Raw genomic sequence first — 15119 nt, 5'->3', positions numbered from 1 at the left:
GATCCGTTCCTGATCCGTTCCTGATCCGACCCTGACTCACGAGAACGACCGACAACGACACCGCCCGCACGCGACCGCGTGCGGGCGGTGTCGTCACTCTCTCCGACGCATCGTCCGTCCACAACCCGGCATTCCGACCAACAGCCCCTGTATTCCCAGGGTTTACGAGCCGGCCGGGTAGGGGTCGATACGGGTTGAGCCGCCGCGGCCGACCGGCCACTAATAGGAGGGTGCGGGGTCGTCACCGGACCGCGCCGGCTCCGAGAGAAAGACGGTGGACGTCGTATGACCGCACCCCCCACTCCCCTCGGCACGACGGCGCATCCGCCGCACCCGGCGGACCGGGCCGACCGGGCGACGCCACCGTTCTCCGTGGTGCTGGGCACCGACTACGCGGGCAAGTCCTCCACCCTGGCGGAGCTCGCCGGGCTCGTCCCCGACGTGCGGATCGTCTCGGTCGACGAGGAACGGCTCGACCCCGGACACTCACTGATCACCCGGCTGCGCCGCGGACTGGTGGGCGACGTGATGCCCGCCCTGCATCGCGACTACTCGGCCGACTTCATGCTGACGATGATGCAGACAGCCGTACTGCACCTGCGGGACAGCATCGCGCGCGGGCCCGCCGACACGCCTGTCCTGGTGGACTCCTACTACTACAAGATGCTCGCCAAGTGCCGCCTCACCGGCCTGGACCAGCACCCGCTGTTCGACTGGTGGCGGTCCTTCCCCCAGCCGCAGCAGGTCATCTTCCTCGAGGTGTCCCCCGAGACGGCCTGGCGGCGCTGCGGCGAGGGCCGCGACCTCAATCCGCTCGAGCACTACGGCACCCGGCCGGACCGCGCCTCCTTCGCGCGCTTCCAGGCCGATCTGCACCGGGTGATGCGGGAGGAAGTCCGCTCGCTGCCCGTCTCGTTCATCGGCGAGCAGGACCGGGTGTCCACCGTCGCACAGGGAATCCGGGAGGTGCTGGTCGCACATGAACCTGTCTGAGGAATGGACGAACCCCGATCGTGTCCGCCGCTACCGGCAGCGGGTCTTCGACGAACGGGAGGGCATCGCGGCCGCCCTGGCCGACGCCCGGGGGCAGCAGCGGGACGTACTGCGTGAGCTGGTGCGGCACAACGCGGACACCGAGTACGGGCGCGGCCACGGATTCGCGTCCATCCGCGAGGTGGCCGACCTGCGCAAGGCCGTCCCGATCAACGACTACGCCGCGCTCGCGCCGTACATCGAACGGATGGCGGCCGGTGAGAGCGGTGTGCTCAGCGCCGACGATCCCGCCGTGTACTTCACCAGCAGCGGGACGACGGGCAAGCACAAGAAGATCCCGGTCACTCCTGCGTTCATGCGGCGCACGTTCTTCCCCTTCTACTACGCCGCCTGGGCGCCGCTCATCGAGCACTACCCCGATGTGCTGGCCCGCCCCGACGCCGTCCTGAACCTGAAGCACGACCCGCTGACCGCGCCTCCCACCACGGCCTCCGGACTGCCGCACGTGGGCGCCAGCCAGGTCGACTTCGGCGCCAAGTTCGGCGAACCGCTGTCCGCCGAGCCGGGCACCGGCGCGCCGTGGGGTGTCCTTCCGGTGCCCGTCGAGGCCGGCGACCACCTGGAGAAGGCCTATCTGCGGCTGCGGCTGGCGGCCGCGAGCGACGTGCGGCTCGTGATCGGGATCAACCCGGCCATGGTCGCGGCGCTGCCGTACCAACTGCGACTGTGGTGGCCGCGGTTGGTCAAGGAGATCCACGACGGCACGCTCGGCGGACTGCCGCACACGGCTCCCGACCCCGGGCGGGCACGTGAACTGGAGCGGCTCGCCGAGCACTTCGGCACGATCCGGCCGGCACACATCTGGCCCCGTATGCGGGCGCTGTTCTGCTGGACCACCGGCATGGCGTCCCTGTACCTGCCGCGGCTGCGCGAGGAGTTCGGCGCCGGGGTGGCGTCGTTGCCGGCGCCGGTCGCCGCGTCGGAAGGACCCGTGGGTGTCGCACTGGACCGGCACGAGTCGGCCTGTTCGCTCACGGTGGGCGCCTCGGTGTACGAGTTCCTGGACGCCGAGGAGGACGTGACGCCCGAGGCCGCGACCCTGACGTGGGACGAGCTGGAGGCGGGGCGCGACTACCACGTCGTCTTCAGCCACATCGGCGGGCTGTACCGCTACGCGGTGGGTGACGTGGTGCACGTCGTGGACCGCGTGGCGGGGGTGCCCCGGGTGTCGTACGCCGGGCGCGCCACCCGCTCCAGCGTCGCCGGGGAGCGCCTGCGCGAGGCCCAGGTCCTGCGGGCGCTGGCCGCGGTGAGCGGCGGCATTGGCCTGGACGTGCGCAACGCCGCCTGCCGTGTCGTCGACGGTGCGGGCGGCAGGCCGTGCTACACGTTCGCGCTCGCGTCGTACGGGGCGTGGTCGGCCGCGGAGATCACCCGCTTCGCCGCACTGCTGGACTCCGCGATCGGCCGCGAGTCGCGCGACTACCGTGCGGCGCGCGCCGAGGGACGGCTGGGCCCGGTGACGGTGCGCCTGCTGGACGACGAGGCGTTCCTGCGGGACTGGCACGCGTCCGTGGCCACCGGCATCCGGCCGACGCAGGTGAAGGACCGGCTCTTCAGGCAGGACCCGGCCCAGTGGGAGAGGCTGACCGGCGCCGCACGGCCCGGTCGGGAAGGAGAGTCATGAGCGACGTTCTGGGCCCGGTCGAGCGGACGGCCCTGCTGACGGCCGCCCTGCGCGCGGCGGAGACGAGCCGCGAGGACCGGCTCTTCGACGACCCCTACGCCGCCCTGCTGGCGGGGGACACCGGATTCGACCTGCTGCGGCAGATACGCGAGGCGACGTTCCCGCCCGGTGAGGAGCGCAGCGCCCCGAGCACCCCCGACTACAACGCCATCCGCACCCGTTTCCTGGACGAGTACCTCCAGGACGCGGCCCGCGAGGACGGCGCCCCGCAAATCGTCCTCGCGCCCGCCGGCATGGACTCGCGGGCCTACCGGATGGATTGGCCCGCCGGCACGCGCTACTTCGAGCTGGACCGGCCGGCCGTGCTGGCCCACAAGGAGCAGCGGCTGGGGCCGGTGCGGCCGCGGGTCGACCGGCGTGCGGTGGCGCTCGACCTCACCTCGCCGGTGTGGGAGGAGGAGCTCCTCGAGGCCGGCTACGACCCGGCCCGCCCGTCCGTCTGGCTGCTGGAGGGGCTGCTCTACTACGTCGGTGAGCAGGACGCGCACCTCCTGCTGAGGCGGGTGGCGGCCCTCATGGCCCCGGGCAGCCGTATCGCCGCGGACCTCGTCAACGACGCGGCGCTGGCGCTGCCCGACGTCCAGGTGCTGCTGAAGGTGTTCGCCGACTGGGGCTGTCCCTGGGTGTTCGGTACGGACGAGCCCGAGGCGCTGTTCGGCGCGCACGGCCTGCGCGTGGAGGCCGTACAGCCCGGCGATCCGGGCGCCGACTACGGCCGCTGGCCGGATCCGGTGCCGCCGCGTTCCGTGCGGGGGGTGCAGCGGGTGTTCTTCGTCCACGGGCAGAAGCAGCCGGCGTGAACGGCACCGTGACCGGCACTGTGACCGCGCCAGAGCCGGCGGCCGACGGCCGGGTGCGGCGGCCGGGCACGCCGGACAGGCCGGGCAGGCCGCGTGTGCTGCTCGCGCCGATCACGGTCACCCCGTCCAAGCCACTGACCCCCAGTCACCTCAAGGGTCTGCTGTGGACGGACGTGATGTACCGCGCCACCAGCGAGATCGCCGACGTGGTCTACCGCTACAGCCCCACCGCCTACCACCTCACCGAACAGACCCTGGGCTTCTGGGAGTACCTGGACCGCACGGTCGGCGACATCGACTACTCCGGGCTGTCGGAGGAGCGGATCGGTGAGATGTACGTCGGTTACCGGGCGGCGGACGGGAAGCCGGAGGCCGCCGCGCTGCGGCCGTATGCCGAGGCGGTCGAGGCGGAGGGCTGGGTGCATCCGGCCGGAGCCCGGGTGCTGGAGCTGTGGACCGCGCACTACGCGCGCCTGGGCATGCACGATCCCGGGCTGCTGGCCCACCAGCCGCCCGCGCTGGGCGCCGAGGAGTCGCTTGAGCGCCTGCGCGACCTGGGGTTCTGTCTCGACCTGCGCGGCTGCGGCGGTCCGGTGTACCTGGACGCCACCCGCCACGGTCTGCCGTTGCGGCAGATCGTCGACGCCGACGGCCGCCCGAACTACCTGGCGTGCATGATGCGGGAACTGCTGCCCCTGGGCGAGCGCTTCGACGAGGTCGTCCTGCTGTACGACCGGGAGCTGGACGCCGACTACCACCTGGTGGAGCGGGTCCTGGCGGCCAGCGGCGTCTCCGTTCGCCGTACCGTGCTCGGCCGGGTGCCGATCGACGGCCGGATCCGGTCCGCGCGGCACGGCGGCTGGGCGGATCACACCGTCGGCGCACTGCTGGAGGAGCTGGGCGGGGAGTATGACGACGCGGTACTGCGGCTGGGCATGCGGTTGTACTTCATCGCGGTACTCGGCGCGGGCCAGCAGCAGTCGTTCCGCCGTGAGGTGCTGCGGCAGAGCCTGACCCGGGCCGCGCGGCTGCTGTCGGCCGGCCGGACCCCGGACCCGGCGGCCGTGCCGGAGGTGCTGGCCCGTCACCGCAAGGACCATCTGCACGTCAATCCCTACCGCCTGACCTCCAGCCTGCTGGCCAGGCACCGCCCCGCTCCCGCCCGGGACCTCCTGGAAGCGGTCTACCTGTGACCATCTCCCAGCAGTTGCTGCGTGCCGAGAACGCCCGGCGCATTCGCGAGGTACGGCCGGAGCTGGCCGCGCGGGTCGACCTGATGACCGACGAGGGTCTGCTGGCGGCGAGCCGGGAGGTGACGGCCGAGAGCGCGGAGCCCAAGGTCCTGGCGGTCTGTGTACTGCGGGAGTTCGAGCTGTCCGCCTGGATCAGGGAGACCTGCGCGTTCGCCCGCCGGGTCACGGGCGAGGAGGCGGCGGCCTGGCGGCACGACTTCACGCGCACCGTCTTCCTGGCCGGCAATCCGGACAACCTGCGCGAGCGGTTCCGCTTCGACCATGTCGCCGGTGACGGCTCGGCCGCCTGGCTCGGTCCGGCGCCCGCCGAACAGAGCACCGCGCTGCGGCGCCTGCTCAAGCTGTTCCCCGTCGGCGCCGTGCTGCCGGCCGTCTCCGGCACGACAGTACGGCTGCCCGCCGACGGGGACGCGCACGGAGCGGCGGCCGACATGGCCGCGCACGGAGCGGCCGGCGGCCGTGTCCCGACGGCCCGCGAGCTGCACCTGGCCACGGCCGGTCTGACGCTCGCGCAGGGTCTGGTGCACCTGCACCATCTGCTGGCCGAGGCGGTACTCGACGGGCTCCTCGGGCCCGGCGACCGGCTGACCGTGCGGCCGGCCCCCCACCTGGTCGGGGTCGCGGGACCGTTCGCGGCCCTGCGGGTCGGCCCCTCGCACCGGCGGCCCCACGAGCTGCGCGCCCATGCCGCCCTGGGCGCAGCCCGGCCGCTCTGACCCGCTCTGACCCGCTCTGACCTTTCGCGCGGCCCCGGCGCGGGGTGTGTCAGGCCCGGCGCAGGGTGATGTCCCCACTGGTCGTGGTGATCTCCACGACGATGTCCCCGGCCCCCGTCGAGGGCGCGCCGTCGGCGAGTTCGCCGCGCCGGTCCCCGCTGTTGGTCCGCAGCACCGGCCGCACGCCGAAGGCCCGGTCGACGCCGACGGACACGTCACCGGAGGAGGAGGTGACGTGGACGGCCCCGCCGCCGACGGTGCCGACGCGCACGTCGCCGGAGTTCGTCCCGACGCGCAGACCGCTCTCGGTCGTACCCAGACGCATGTCGCCGCTGGTCGACTTGCCGCTCACCGGTCCGCCGACGTGGTCCACGCGCAGGTCCCCCGAGCGCGCCGCGAAGGCCAGGGCGCCGCCGACGGTGCCCAGTTCGCTGTCGCCGGAGTTCACGTCGAGCCGCACGTCACCGGCGACGTACTCGGCCTTCGTCTGCCCCGAGCCGGTGTCGACGGTGAGCCAGGCCAACTGCCCGTGGGCTTCGACGTCGGCCGAGTCGGAGGCGATCTCCAGGGCCGATCCCGTGGGCAGCAGGAGGTCCACCCGGATCCGTCCCTTGGGCCGGTCGCCGCGCTCGCCGGTGCGCACGGTGAGTACACCGCCGTCGAAGTCCACCGTGGTGGCCTCGGCGGCCTTGCGGTCCCCGGAACGCCAGGACGCCGCCGGCGTCACCTCGGCCGTGACGGCCGGTCCGGCGGTCGCCTTCACCACACACGTGCCGCCGGGAATCTGTACGGACGCGGTGACCGGGCCGTTCGCCTGGAATTCGTACATCGCACCTTCACCAATCGTGAGAGCGGGGAGACAGCTCCGCGCTGTGTTGGGGGGTACGGCCCGGGGCTGATCCCGGGGCCGTCCGTCACGGTCGTACGGACACCGCCCGTACCGCACTGTCGTCGAGGCCGATCATGCGGCCCACCATCGGCAGCCAGGTCTGCCGCACGCTCTCCTGGGCGCTGCCCACCAGTTCGTCCCACGACACGGCGGTGTGTACGGTGCGCGGCGCGTCGGGCCGGCCGACGGCAGGGGGGAGGGCGGCGAGAGGGGGTGTGCCGGCCCGGGCGAGCGCGATGTGCGCGCAGCTCCGTACCGCGTCCAGCCGCCGCTGCCTGGACTCCTCGGGGGCGTACCGTACGCGCTGCTCGTAGACGCGGAGTGGGCCTCCGTCGTGCGCTGCCCGGGCTGTCTCGTCGCACGAGGCCAGCCGGCTGGGAGTCATCGCGCCACTCCGTCGGCGGCCTCGTCGGCAGATGTCATCGACATTGCGCCAGGCTAGGACGGACGGGAACGCACCCGACACCCCGACCGACCCCTGTTTGTGACCCGTCTGTTCGTGACCCGTCTGTTGGTGCCCCGTCTGTTCGTGACCCGTCCTCAGGGCCGGTCGGCACATCACGGCCGGTCGAGGAAGGCGAGCACCGCGAGGACCCTGCGGTTGTCGTCGTCGGACTGGATCAGGCCGAGCTTGGTGAAGATGTTCGCGGTGTGCTTGGAGATCGCGCGTTCGGTCCGTACGAGCTGTGCGGCGATGGCCGCGTTGGACCGGCCCTGTGCCATCAGCTCCATCACTTCCAGCTCTCGTTTGGTCAGCCGGCCGATCGGCTGGTCGGCCGTCGAGTGCCGGGCCACGAGCTGCGAGATGACCTGCGGGTCCATGACCGTGCCGCCCCCGGCGACGCGACGGACCGCGTCGACGAACTGGGTCGCGTCGAACACTCGGTCCTTGAGCAGATAGCCGACCGCTCCGCTGCCGTCGGCGAGCAGCTCACGCGCGTACAACTGCTCGACGTGCTGGGAGAGCACCAGCACGGGCAGCCCGGGGCGTTTGCGGCGGGCGGCCAGCGCGCACCGCAGGCCCTCGTCGGTCTGCGAGGGCGGCAGTCGTACGTCGACGATCGCCACGTCGAGGCGCGGGTCGTCCAGGGCGCCGGTGAGGGCGGGGCCGTTGTCCACCGCCGCGATGACCTCGAACTTGTAGGCCTCGAGCATGCGAATCAGTCCGTCCCGCAGCAGGAAGAGGTCTTCGGCAAGCACTACGCGCACGGAAATCTCCCACGTGGCCGCATGTCGGGGGCCACCGGGTGTGGACGGTGGACCGCTGACGAACCTACCCACTCCCGCGTCGGGCGATCTGGGCGCACGGGGGTTGTGCGCCCCCTAACTTCAGCTCGGACCGATCGGGCTCCCAAGGCCGCGCACCGCCCGCGCCTCTCTGTAAAACCGCAGGTGAGGCGCATAGGGGTGGCGTCAGCCCCCCGGGAGCGCGTGGGGTTGTCCCCACCGTCCGCCGGGGCTCAGCCCACTACCCCGATGCCGTCTCGTTCCCGAGACTCACTCCATGACGTTCCCGACTGACGCCCTGACCGAGGCCCCGGCCCCCACTGCCCGGCCCCGTACGTCCGGCTCCGGAACCGGCAGCGACTTCTCCCGGCTGTCCCAACGCATCGCCGAGGCCGGTCTGCTGGCCCGGCGGCCCGGCTACTACACCGCGCGCCTCGGCCTGGTGACCGCGCTGCTCGCGGCGGGCGCCGTCGCCTTCGTCATGCTCGGCGACACCTGGTGGCAGTTGGCGGTGGCCGCCTTCCTGGCCGTGGTCTTCGGTCAGTTGGCGCTGGTGACGCACGACATGGCCCATCGGCAGATCTTCACCCGGCGTCGGCCGAGCGAGATCTGGGGCCGGCTGTTCGGCAACCTCGGCATCGGTATGAGCTACGGCTGGTGGATGAACAAGCACACCCGCCACCACGCCAATCCCAACCACGAGGAGCTCGATCCCGACGTCGCCCCGGACATCCTCGTGTGGTCGACCGACCAGGCCCGCTCCAGCCGGGGACTGGCCCGCTTCCTCGGCGGCCACCAGGCGCTCCTGTTCTTCCCGCTGCTGACGCTGGAGGGCTTCAACCTGCACGTGTCGAGCATCCGGGCGCTGCGCGCGCCGTCGACGAAGAGCCGGGTCCTGGAGGGGACGCTGCTGTTCACGCACATCGTGGTGTGCCTGTCCGCCCTGTTCCTGGTGCTCTCCCCGGGCAAGGCGGTGGCGTTCGTCCTGGTGAACCAGTGCCTGTTCGGCGTCTACCTCGGCTGCGCGTTCGCCCCGAACCACAAGGGCATGCCGACCCTCACCGGCGACGACCGGCCCGACTTCCTGCGGCGGCAGGTGCTGACCTCGCGCAACGTGCGCGGCGGCCCCTTCGTCGACGTGCTGCTCGGCGGGCTGAACTACCAGATCGAGCACCACCTGTTCCCGAGCATGCCCACTCCGCACCTGAAGCGGGCCCAGGTCATCGTGCGCGACTACTGCGCCGAGATCGGCGTGCCGTACCACGAGACCGGGCTGATCCAGTCCTACCGGGAGGCGCTGACGCATCTGCACCGGGTGGGTGAGCCGATCAGGCGGCAGCGCAAGGAGGCGTGAGGGCTGTCAGGCCCGGCGCGCAGACCCCTATCCCGGCGGCGGCCGTGAGGTTAGGGGTCCGCGCGCCTTCTGGCGTCCGCACCCCGGAGTTAGGTTTGTCCGCAGTTCAGACCACCTTCCCAGACCACTTTCCCGCGCTCCGACGGAGGAGTTGCCGTGTCCGAGACCGAGACCGAGACCGAGTACCGCCAAGAGCCCGCTTCCGACGATCAGGTGGCAGAGGTCGAGGAGGACATGCTGGTCGAGGAGATCTCCATCGACGGCATGTGCGGCGTCTACTGACGAAGGCGCCGCCAGGAGGAGCAGTCGTGTTCGATCCCGAGCGGCCCTACCGCTGTTCCCCTCAGGTCGCCCTGCGCCCGGAGCCCTTCGGGGCTCTGGTGTATCACTTCGGGACCCGCCGGCTGTCGTTCCTTAAGACACCCGAACTCCTGCGGATCGTCCGCTCGTTGGAGCTGCACGACGATGTGCGGTCGGCGTTGGACGGGGCGGGGGTCCGACCGGAGCGGCACGCGGCCTACCTCCGGGCCCTGGCCGGGCTCGCCACCGCAGGGACCATCGAACCCCGCTGAGTCCGCGACCGGACGCCGCAGGGGAGCCAGACGTGACGGGAGGACCGTGTGAAGCTCGTCGACCACATGTCGCAGGGGCTGGATGCCCCGATCTGCCTGACCTGGGAACTGACCTACGCGTGCAACCTGTCGTGCGTGCACTGTCTGTCCTCCTCGGGCCGCCGCGACCCCCGGGAGCTGGACACCGCCCAGTGCCGCGCGGTCATCGACGAGCTGCAGCGCATGCAGGTGTTCTACGTCAACATCGGCGGCGGCGAACCGACGGTCCGGCCGGACTTCTGGGAACTCGTCGACTACGCGACCGACCATCAGGTGGGGGTGAAGTTCTCCACCAACGGCGTCCGGATCACGCCGGACCGCGCCCGTCGGCTCGCCGCGAGCGACTACGTGGACGTGCAGATCTCCCTGGACGGTGCGACCGCCGAGGTGAACGACGCGGTGCGCGGGGCGGGTTCGTACGCCACCGCCACGACGGCCATGCGGCGACTGGCCGACGCGGGCTTCGCCGACTTCAAGATCAGTGTCGTGATGACGCGGCAGAACGTCGGTCAGCTCGACGAGTTCGCCGCGCTCGCCGAGGAGTTCGGGGCGCAACTGCGGCTCACCCGGCTGCGCCCCTCCGGACGCGGCGCCGACGTGTGGGACAGCATGCACCTCGGCGCCGACCAGCAGCGGATGCTCTACGACTGGCTCGTGGAGCACGGCGAGGGCGTGCTGACGGGAGACTCGTTCTTCCACCTCAACGCCCTGGGCGAGGCGCCCCTGCCGGGGCTCAACCTGTGCGGCGCCGGCCGTGTGGTGTGTCTGATCGACCCCGTCGGCGACGTCTACGCCTGCCCGTTCGCCATCCACGAGGAGTTCCTGGCGGGCAACGTCCGCTCGCCGGGCGGATTCACCGGGGTGTGGCGGACTTCCCCGCTGTTCAGCGCGCTGCGCGAGCCGCAGAGCGCCGGTGCGTGCTCTGCGTGCTCGGCGTACGACGCGTGCCGGGGAGGCTGCATGGCGGCCAAGTTCTTCACCGGCCTGCCGCTGGACGGGCCCGACCCGGAGTGCGTGCGCGGGCACGGGGAGCGGGCGCTGGAGCTGGTGGCCGCCGGGTCCGTGCCCCGCCCCGGTGCGGATCATTCGCACCGGACCGGCCCGGCGACGGCCTCGGCCCGCCCGACGACCGCGACCCGCCCGACGGCCTCGGCCCGCCCGACGACCGCGACCCGCCCGACGGCCTCGGCCCGCCCGACGGCCTCGGCCCGTCCGGCGACCGGGGCCGGCCCGGTGCCGGTCGCCATCGGCTGGGGGCCGCCCGCGCCGGGGTCCGCGCTGCCGGACCTGGCCTGCGACCCCGACCCGCTCGCCGGGTTCCGGTCGCCGCGACGCACCACCAGCGCTTCGTGACGCTCGGTCTGCCCTTCGTCCTGGCGGGCCGCACCGCGCCCAGCCGGGTCGTGTTCGGGCCCCACGAGACCAACCTCGGCACCGGCCGGGCGCTCTCCTCCCGGCACGTCGCCTACTACGAGCGCCGCGCGGCCGGCGGAGCGGGTCTGATCGTCACCGAGACCGCCAGTGTCGACGACTCGGACTGGCCCTACGAGCGGGCACCCCTGGCGGCCGACTGCGCCGACGGCTGGCGGGCCGTCGCCGCAGCCTGCCGACCGCACGGCTCGCTCGTGGTCGCCGGGCTCGGGCACAGCGGGTCCCAGGGGTCGTCCGCCCACGCCCGCCGCGCCCTGTGGGCGCCGTCCCGGGTCGCCGACGTGGTCACCCGCGAGATGCCCATGGAGATGGAGCGCCCGCAGTTGGAGCGGCTGGTGGCGGGCTTCGCGGACGCCGCACGCGCGGCAGCGGAGGCCGGTCTGGACGGGGTCGAGGTGGACGCGGGCCAGTTCAGCCTGGTGCGGCAGTTCCTGTCCGGGCTGACCAACCTGCGCGACGACGCCCACGGTCAGGACAAGGCCCTGCTGCTGCGCTCGGTGCTCGCGGCGGTACGGGAGTCCCTCGGCCCGGGGCTCGTCCTGGGGCTGCGGCTGTCCTGCGACGAACTGGCCCCCTGGGCGGGCATCACGCCCGAGCAGGCCGCGGGCATCGCGAAGGACGTCGCAGGACAGGTCGACTACCTGGTCGTCGTGCGCGGTTCGGCGATGAACCTCGCCGCGACCCGCCCGGACCTGAACACGGCGCCCGGGTTCAACACGGGCCTGTGCCGTGCCGTGCGCGAGGCGGTGGCCGGTGCCGTCCCGGTGGTGCTGCAGGGTTCCGTGGTGGACCCGGCCGAGGCGCAGCGAGCACTCGACGAGGGCGTCGCGGACCTGGTGGAGATGACCCGGGCGCAGATCGCCGACCCCGCTCTCGTGTCCCTGTGGCGGGCCGGGCGGGGCGAGCGGATCCGGCCGTGCGTGCTCTGCAACCAGAAGTGCCGGGTGCGCGACAGCCGCAACCCGGTCGTGAGCTGTGTCGGTGAGCCGAGCAGCGGCCACGAGACCGAGGACCCGCGCCTCGACGGCGTGGACGAGGGCACGCTCGGTGTGCTGGTGGTCGGCGGCGGCCCGGCCGGTCTGGAGGCGGCCCGGGTCCTGGCGGGGCGCGGGCACCGGGTGGAGGTCGTGGAGCGCGGGCCCGCGCTGGGCGGGATGCTGCGCACGGCCGCCGCCGTGGGCGGCCGGGCGGCGCTCGGCGGGCTCGCCGACTGGTGGGAGGCGGAGCTTCGGCGGCTGGGCGTGACGGTGACGACCGGCCGGGAGGTCACCCTCCAGGACCTGGACGCCGCAGAGGCCGCCGGTCGTGCCGTGCTACTGGCCACCGGTTCGCTTCCCGGTCCGCGCGGCTACGAGGTGCGGGACGCCACGGTGGTCGAGGCCGCCGATCTGCTCGCCCTGGGACCGGAGCGGACGCTGCCGCATCCCGGACCCGTCGTCGTGGTGGACCCGGTGGGCGACGCGGTGGGTGCGGGCGTCTGCGAGCGCCTCGCCCGGGACGGCTACGAGACCGCCATCGTCACGCAGGACCAGGTGGTGGGCACCCAGCTCGCCCTGACCGGTGACCTGGCGGACGCCAACACCCGCCTGCAGCGCGCCGGGGTGGAGCTGGTGAAGCGCAGTGTGCCCCGGGTGGCGCGCGCCGGTGAGCTGGTCGTCGAGGACGTGATGACCGGCCGGCTGCGCACCCTCGCCTGCGCGTCCGTCGTCCACTGCGGCCACCGGCTGCCCGACGAGACCCTGTCCCTGGCCCGCCCCGGCATGGTGCGGGCGGGCGACTGCGTGGCGCCCCGGACGCTGTACGAGGCGGTCCTGGAAGGCCGGCGGGCGGCTCTGGACCTCGCCGCCGGCGCCAAACCCGACGGTGAGCGAAGGCCATGACGTACCGGCATCTCTTCTCCCCCCTGCGGGTCGGCCCGCTGACGCTGGCCAACCGCGTCGTCTTCTCGGCCCATCTGACGAACTTCGCGCAGGACGGGCTGCCCAGCGAGCGTCATGCCGCGTACTACGCCGCGCGGGCGGCCGGCGGCTCCGGGCTCGTGATCACCGAGGAGCACTCGACGCACGTCACGGACTGGCCCTACGAGAAGCTCATCCACGGTTTCCGTCCGGCGGTCGTACCGGGCTACCGGCGCATCACCGAGGCGGTGCACGCGCACGGTGTCCCGGTGCTGGCGCAGCTCAACCACAACGGCGGCCAGGCGTCGGGGATGTACTCGCGCCGGCCGGTGTGGGCTCCCTCGCCGGTGCCGGACCCGTTGTTCCGCGAAGTGCCCAAGGCGGTCGACCTCGCCGAGATCGCCGAGATCACCGACGGCTACGCGACGGTCGCCGGGCACACCGTCCAGGGCGGTTTCGACGGTGTGGAGCTGCAGTGCTCGCACTCCTCCGTGGTGCGCGGCTTCCTCTCCCCCGCGACGAACCTGCGCACCGACGCGTACGGCGGTCCGCTGGCGAACCGGGCACGGCTCCTCCTGGAGATCGTCGACGCGGTCCGCGAGACCATCGGCCCGGACCGGGCGCTGGGTGTGCGGCTGTGCGGGGACGAGCTGATCGACGGCGGTACGACCATCGAGGAGGCCGTCGAGGTGGCCCGCATGGTGGAGGCGACCGGGAAGGTCGACTACATCAACACCTCCATCGGCGTGGCCACGTCGACGCTGTACATGATCGAGGCGTCGATGGCGGTACGCCCCGGGTACGCGCTGTTCGTCTCCAACGCGATCCGACGTGCCGTGCGGCTCCCGGTGATCGGGGTCGGCCGCATCAAGGACCCGGTACAGGCCGAACGGGCGCTGGCGGAGGGGCACTGCGACCTGGTGGGCGTGGTGCGCGGTCAGATCGCCGACCCCGACTTCCTCGCCAAGGCACGGGCCGGGCAGACCGCCGACATCCGCACCTGTCTGTCCTGCAACCAGGAGTGCGTCGGCCGGATGGGCCTGAACCACCGGCTCGGCTGCATCGAGAACCCGGGGGCCGGTCACGAGGCCGTCGTCCTGCCGGTACCGCGCACGGACACCCGGCGGGTCCTGGTGGTCGGCGGCGGTCCCGGCGGTCTGCAGTCGGCCGCCACGGCGGCGCGGCTCGGGCACCGGGTCACCCTGTACGAGCGCGCGGGGGCGACGGGCGGGCAGGTGGCGTCCGCGGCCGTCGTGCCGGGGCGGGCCGAGTTCCTGGACCTGACCCGCAATCTGCTGACCGAGTGCCGCCGCCGGGGCGTCGAGATCAGGACCGGCGTGGCGGCGACGGAGGAGCTGCTGCGGGCCGAGCGGCCGGACGCGGTGGTGCTGGCGACCGGCGCCCGCCCGCAGCCCCCGCACTGGGCGGCCGGGCTGGCACGCGTCGTCGACGTCCGGGACGTGCTGGAGGACCGGGCGGCGCCCTTCGGTGACGTGCTGGTCGTGGACGAACTCGGCTTCCATCAGGCCACGTCGGTGGCGGAGCTGCTGGCCGACCGGGGCTGCCGGGTGCGCATCTGCACGCCCGGCATGGTGGTCGGCCAGGACCTCGGCATCACCCTCGACATGGAGACGTTCTGCGCACGGGCGGACGCCAAGGGCATCGAGTTCGCCACGGACCGCGTGATCCTGTCCGCGGCGGCCGAGGACGACGGTGACGGTGACGGTGACGGTGACGGGGTGAGCGTCGAGGTGCTGACCCACACGACCGGTCAGATGTCCCGCGTCCGCGCCGACTGGGTGGTGTGCGCCGTGCACCAGACTCCGGAGGACGACCTGTGGAAGGCCCTGCGGGACGCCCCGTTCGAGGTGCACCGGGTGGGCGACTGCCTGGCACCGCGCCGCGCCGACGCCGCGGTCGTCGAGGGCCACCGAGTGGCGGCGGCGCTGTGAGCGCGGCGCTGCCCGCGCTGGACGCGGTCGCGGTCGTCGTCGTTGGTGGCGGCGAACTCCCACCGGGAGCAGACGAGTCCACCGCGGAGGCCGGAGCTGCGACGTCGACCTGCCCGCCGCCCTGGTCGCGGACCCGCAGGCGCGCGGTCGTCGTGGTCCGTGGCGGCGAACTCCCGCCGGGAGCAGACGAGTCCACCGCGAGCCCGGGCCTGCGGCGGCGACCTGCCCGCAGCCCTGGTCGCGGACCC

The 15119-nt window shown here is 72.9% G+C and carries 14 protein-coding genes; 11 read left to right on the top strand and 3 right to left on the bottom strand.

What is annotated here, in order from left to right; genetic code table 11:
* Positions 1 to 285: 285 nt before the first annotated feature.
* The 5 genes from KUM40_RS38320 to KUM40_RS38300 are packed head-to-tail and all read left to right on the top strand — an operon-like array spanning position 286 to position 5509.
* Positions 286 to 993, top strand: a complete 708-nt coding sequence (locus tag KUM40_RS38320; RefSeq protein ID WP_217170953.1) for a hypothetical protein — start codon at positions 286 to 288, stop codon at positions 991 to 993.
* Positions 980 to 2680: a GH3 auxin-responsive promoter family protein gene (locus KUM40_RS38315; protein WP_217170952.1), complete on the top strand. Its 1701-nt coding sequence runs from the start codon at positions 980 to 982 to the stop codon at positions 2678 to 2680. Before KUM40_RS38320 ends, KUM40_RS38315 begins: the two co-directional genes overlap by 14 nt.
* Positions 2677 to 3540 carry an SAM-dependent methyltransferase gene (locus tag KUM40_RS38310; RefSeq protein ID WP_217170951.1) on the top strand — a complete coding sequence of 288 codons (864 nt, stop codon included), beginning with the start codon at positions 2677 to 2679 and terminating at the stop codon, positions 3538 to 3540. Before KUM40_RS38315 ends, KUM40_RS38310 begins: the two co-directional genes overlap by 4 nt.
* The gene (locus KUM40_RS38305; protein ID WP_308401330.1) at positions 3537 to 4733 is read left to right on the top strand and encodes a hypothetical protein; all 1197 of its coding nucleotides are present in this window, start codon (positions 3537 to 3539) and stop codon (positions 4731 to 4733) included. The genes KUM40_RS38310 and KUM40_RS38305 overlap by 4 nt, the downstream gene beginning before the upstream one ends.
* Positions 4730 to 5509: a DUF6182 family protein gene (locus tag KUM40_RS38300; RefSeq protein ID WP_217170950.1), complete on the top strand. Its 780-nt coding sequence runs from the start codon at positions 4730 to 4732 to the stop codon at positions 5507 to 5509. Before KUM40_RS38305 ends, KUM40_RS38300 begins: the two co-directional genes overlap by 4 nt.
* A gap of 49 nt (positions 5510 to 5558) precedes the next feature.
* Here KUM40_RS38300 and KUM40_RS38295 read toward each other — a convergent pair whose 3' ends face one another.
* From KUM40_RS38295 to KUM40_RS38285, 3 genes are all read right to left on the bottom strand, one after another.
* Positions 5559 to 6338 (bottom strand): DUF4097 family beta strand repeat-containing protein, encoded by a 780-nt coding sequence (locus KUM40_RS38295; protein ID WP_217170949.1) that lies wholly within the window; start codon positions 6336 to 6338, stop codon positions 5559 to 5561.
* An 85-nt stretch (positions 6339 to 6423) separates the two neighbouring features.
* Positions 6424 to 6783: a hypothetical protein gene (locus tag KUM40_RS38290; protein WP_217170948.1), complete on the bottom strand. Its 360-nt coding sequence runs from the start codon at positions 6781 to 6783 to the stop codon at positions 6424 to 6426.
* 173 nt (positions 6784 to 6956) lie between these two features.
* Positions 6957 to 7607, bottom strand: a complete 651-nt coding sequence (locus KUM40_RS38285) for a response regulator transcription factor (RefSeq protein ID WP_217170947.1) — start codon at positions 7605 to 7607, stop codon at positions 6957 to 6959.
* A 295-nt stretch (positions 7608 to 7902) separates the two neighbouring features.
* On the opposite strand from KUM40_RS38285, the gene KUM40_RS38280 reads away from it, so the two are divergent.
* The 6 genes from KUM40_RS38280 to KUM40_RS38255 all read left to right on the top strand — a co-directional run bounded on the left by KUM40_RS38280 (position 7903) and on the right by KUM40_RS38255 (position 14871).
* The gene (locus KUM40_RS38280; protein WP_217170946.1) at positions 7903 to 8979 is read left to right on the top strand and encodes an acyl-CoA desaturase; all 1077 of its coding nucleotides are present in this window, start codon (positions 7903 to 7905) and stop codon (positions 8977 to 8979) included.
* A gap of 156 nt (positions 8980 to 9135) precedes the next feature.
* Positions 9136 to 9261 (top strand): mycofactocin precursor MftA, encoded by a 126-nt coding sequence (mftA, locus tag KUM40_RS42535; RefSeq protein ID WP_217170945.1) that lies wholly within the window; start codon positions 9136 to 9138, stop codon positions 9259 to 9261.
* Positions 9262 to 9287: 26 nt separating this feature from the next.
* On the top strand, positions 9288 to 9551 hold the full coding sequence (gene mftB / locus KUM40_RS42530) for a mycofactocin biosynthesis chaperone MftB (RefSeq protein ID WP_217170944.1): 264 nt from the start codon (positions 9288 to 9290) through the stop codon (positions 9549 to 9551).
* 48 nt (positions 9552 to 9599) lie between these two features.
* Complete coding sequence (gene mftC, locus KUM40_RS38265) at positions 9600 to 10943, top strand: mycofactocin radical SAM maturase (RefSeq protein ID WP_308401329.1); 1344 nt, start codon at positions 9600 to 9602, stop codon at positions 10941 to 10943.
* Complete coding sequence (locus tag KUM40_RS38260; protein WP_217170943.1) at positions 10940 to 12901, top strand: mycofactocin system FadH/OYE family oxidoreductase 1; 1962 nt, start codon at positions 10940 to 10942, stop codon at positions 12899 to 12901. The genes mftC and KUM40_RS38260 overlap by 4 nt, the downstream gene beginning before the upstream one ends.
* Positions 12898 to 14871 carry a mycofactocin system FadH/OYE family oxidoreductase 2 gene (locus KUM40_RS38255; protein ID WP_217170942.1) on the top strand — a complete coding sequence of 658 codons (1974 nt, stop codon included), beginning with the start codon at positions 12898 to 12900 and terminating at the stop codon, positions 14869 to 14871. The genes KUM40_RS38260 and KUM40_RS38255 overlap by 4 nt, the downstream gene beginning before the upstream one ends.
* Positions 14872 to 15119 lie beyond the last annotated feature (248 nt).

Source organism: Streptomyces sp. AC512_CC834 (assembly GCF_019049325.1).
Classification (GTDB): Bacteria; Actinomycetota; Actinomycetes; order Streptomycetales; family Streptomycetaceae; genus Streptomyces.
Note: the sequence above shows the minus strand (reverse complement) of the source record. Positions and strands in the feature narration are given on the sequence as shown.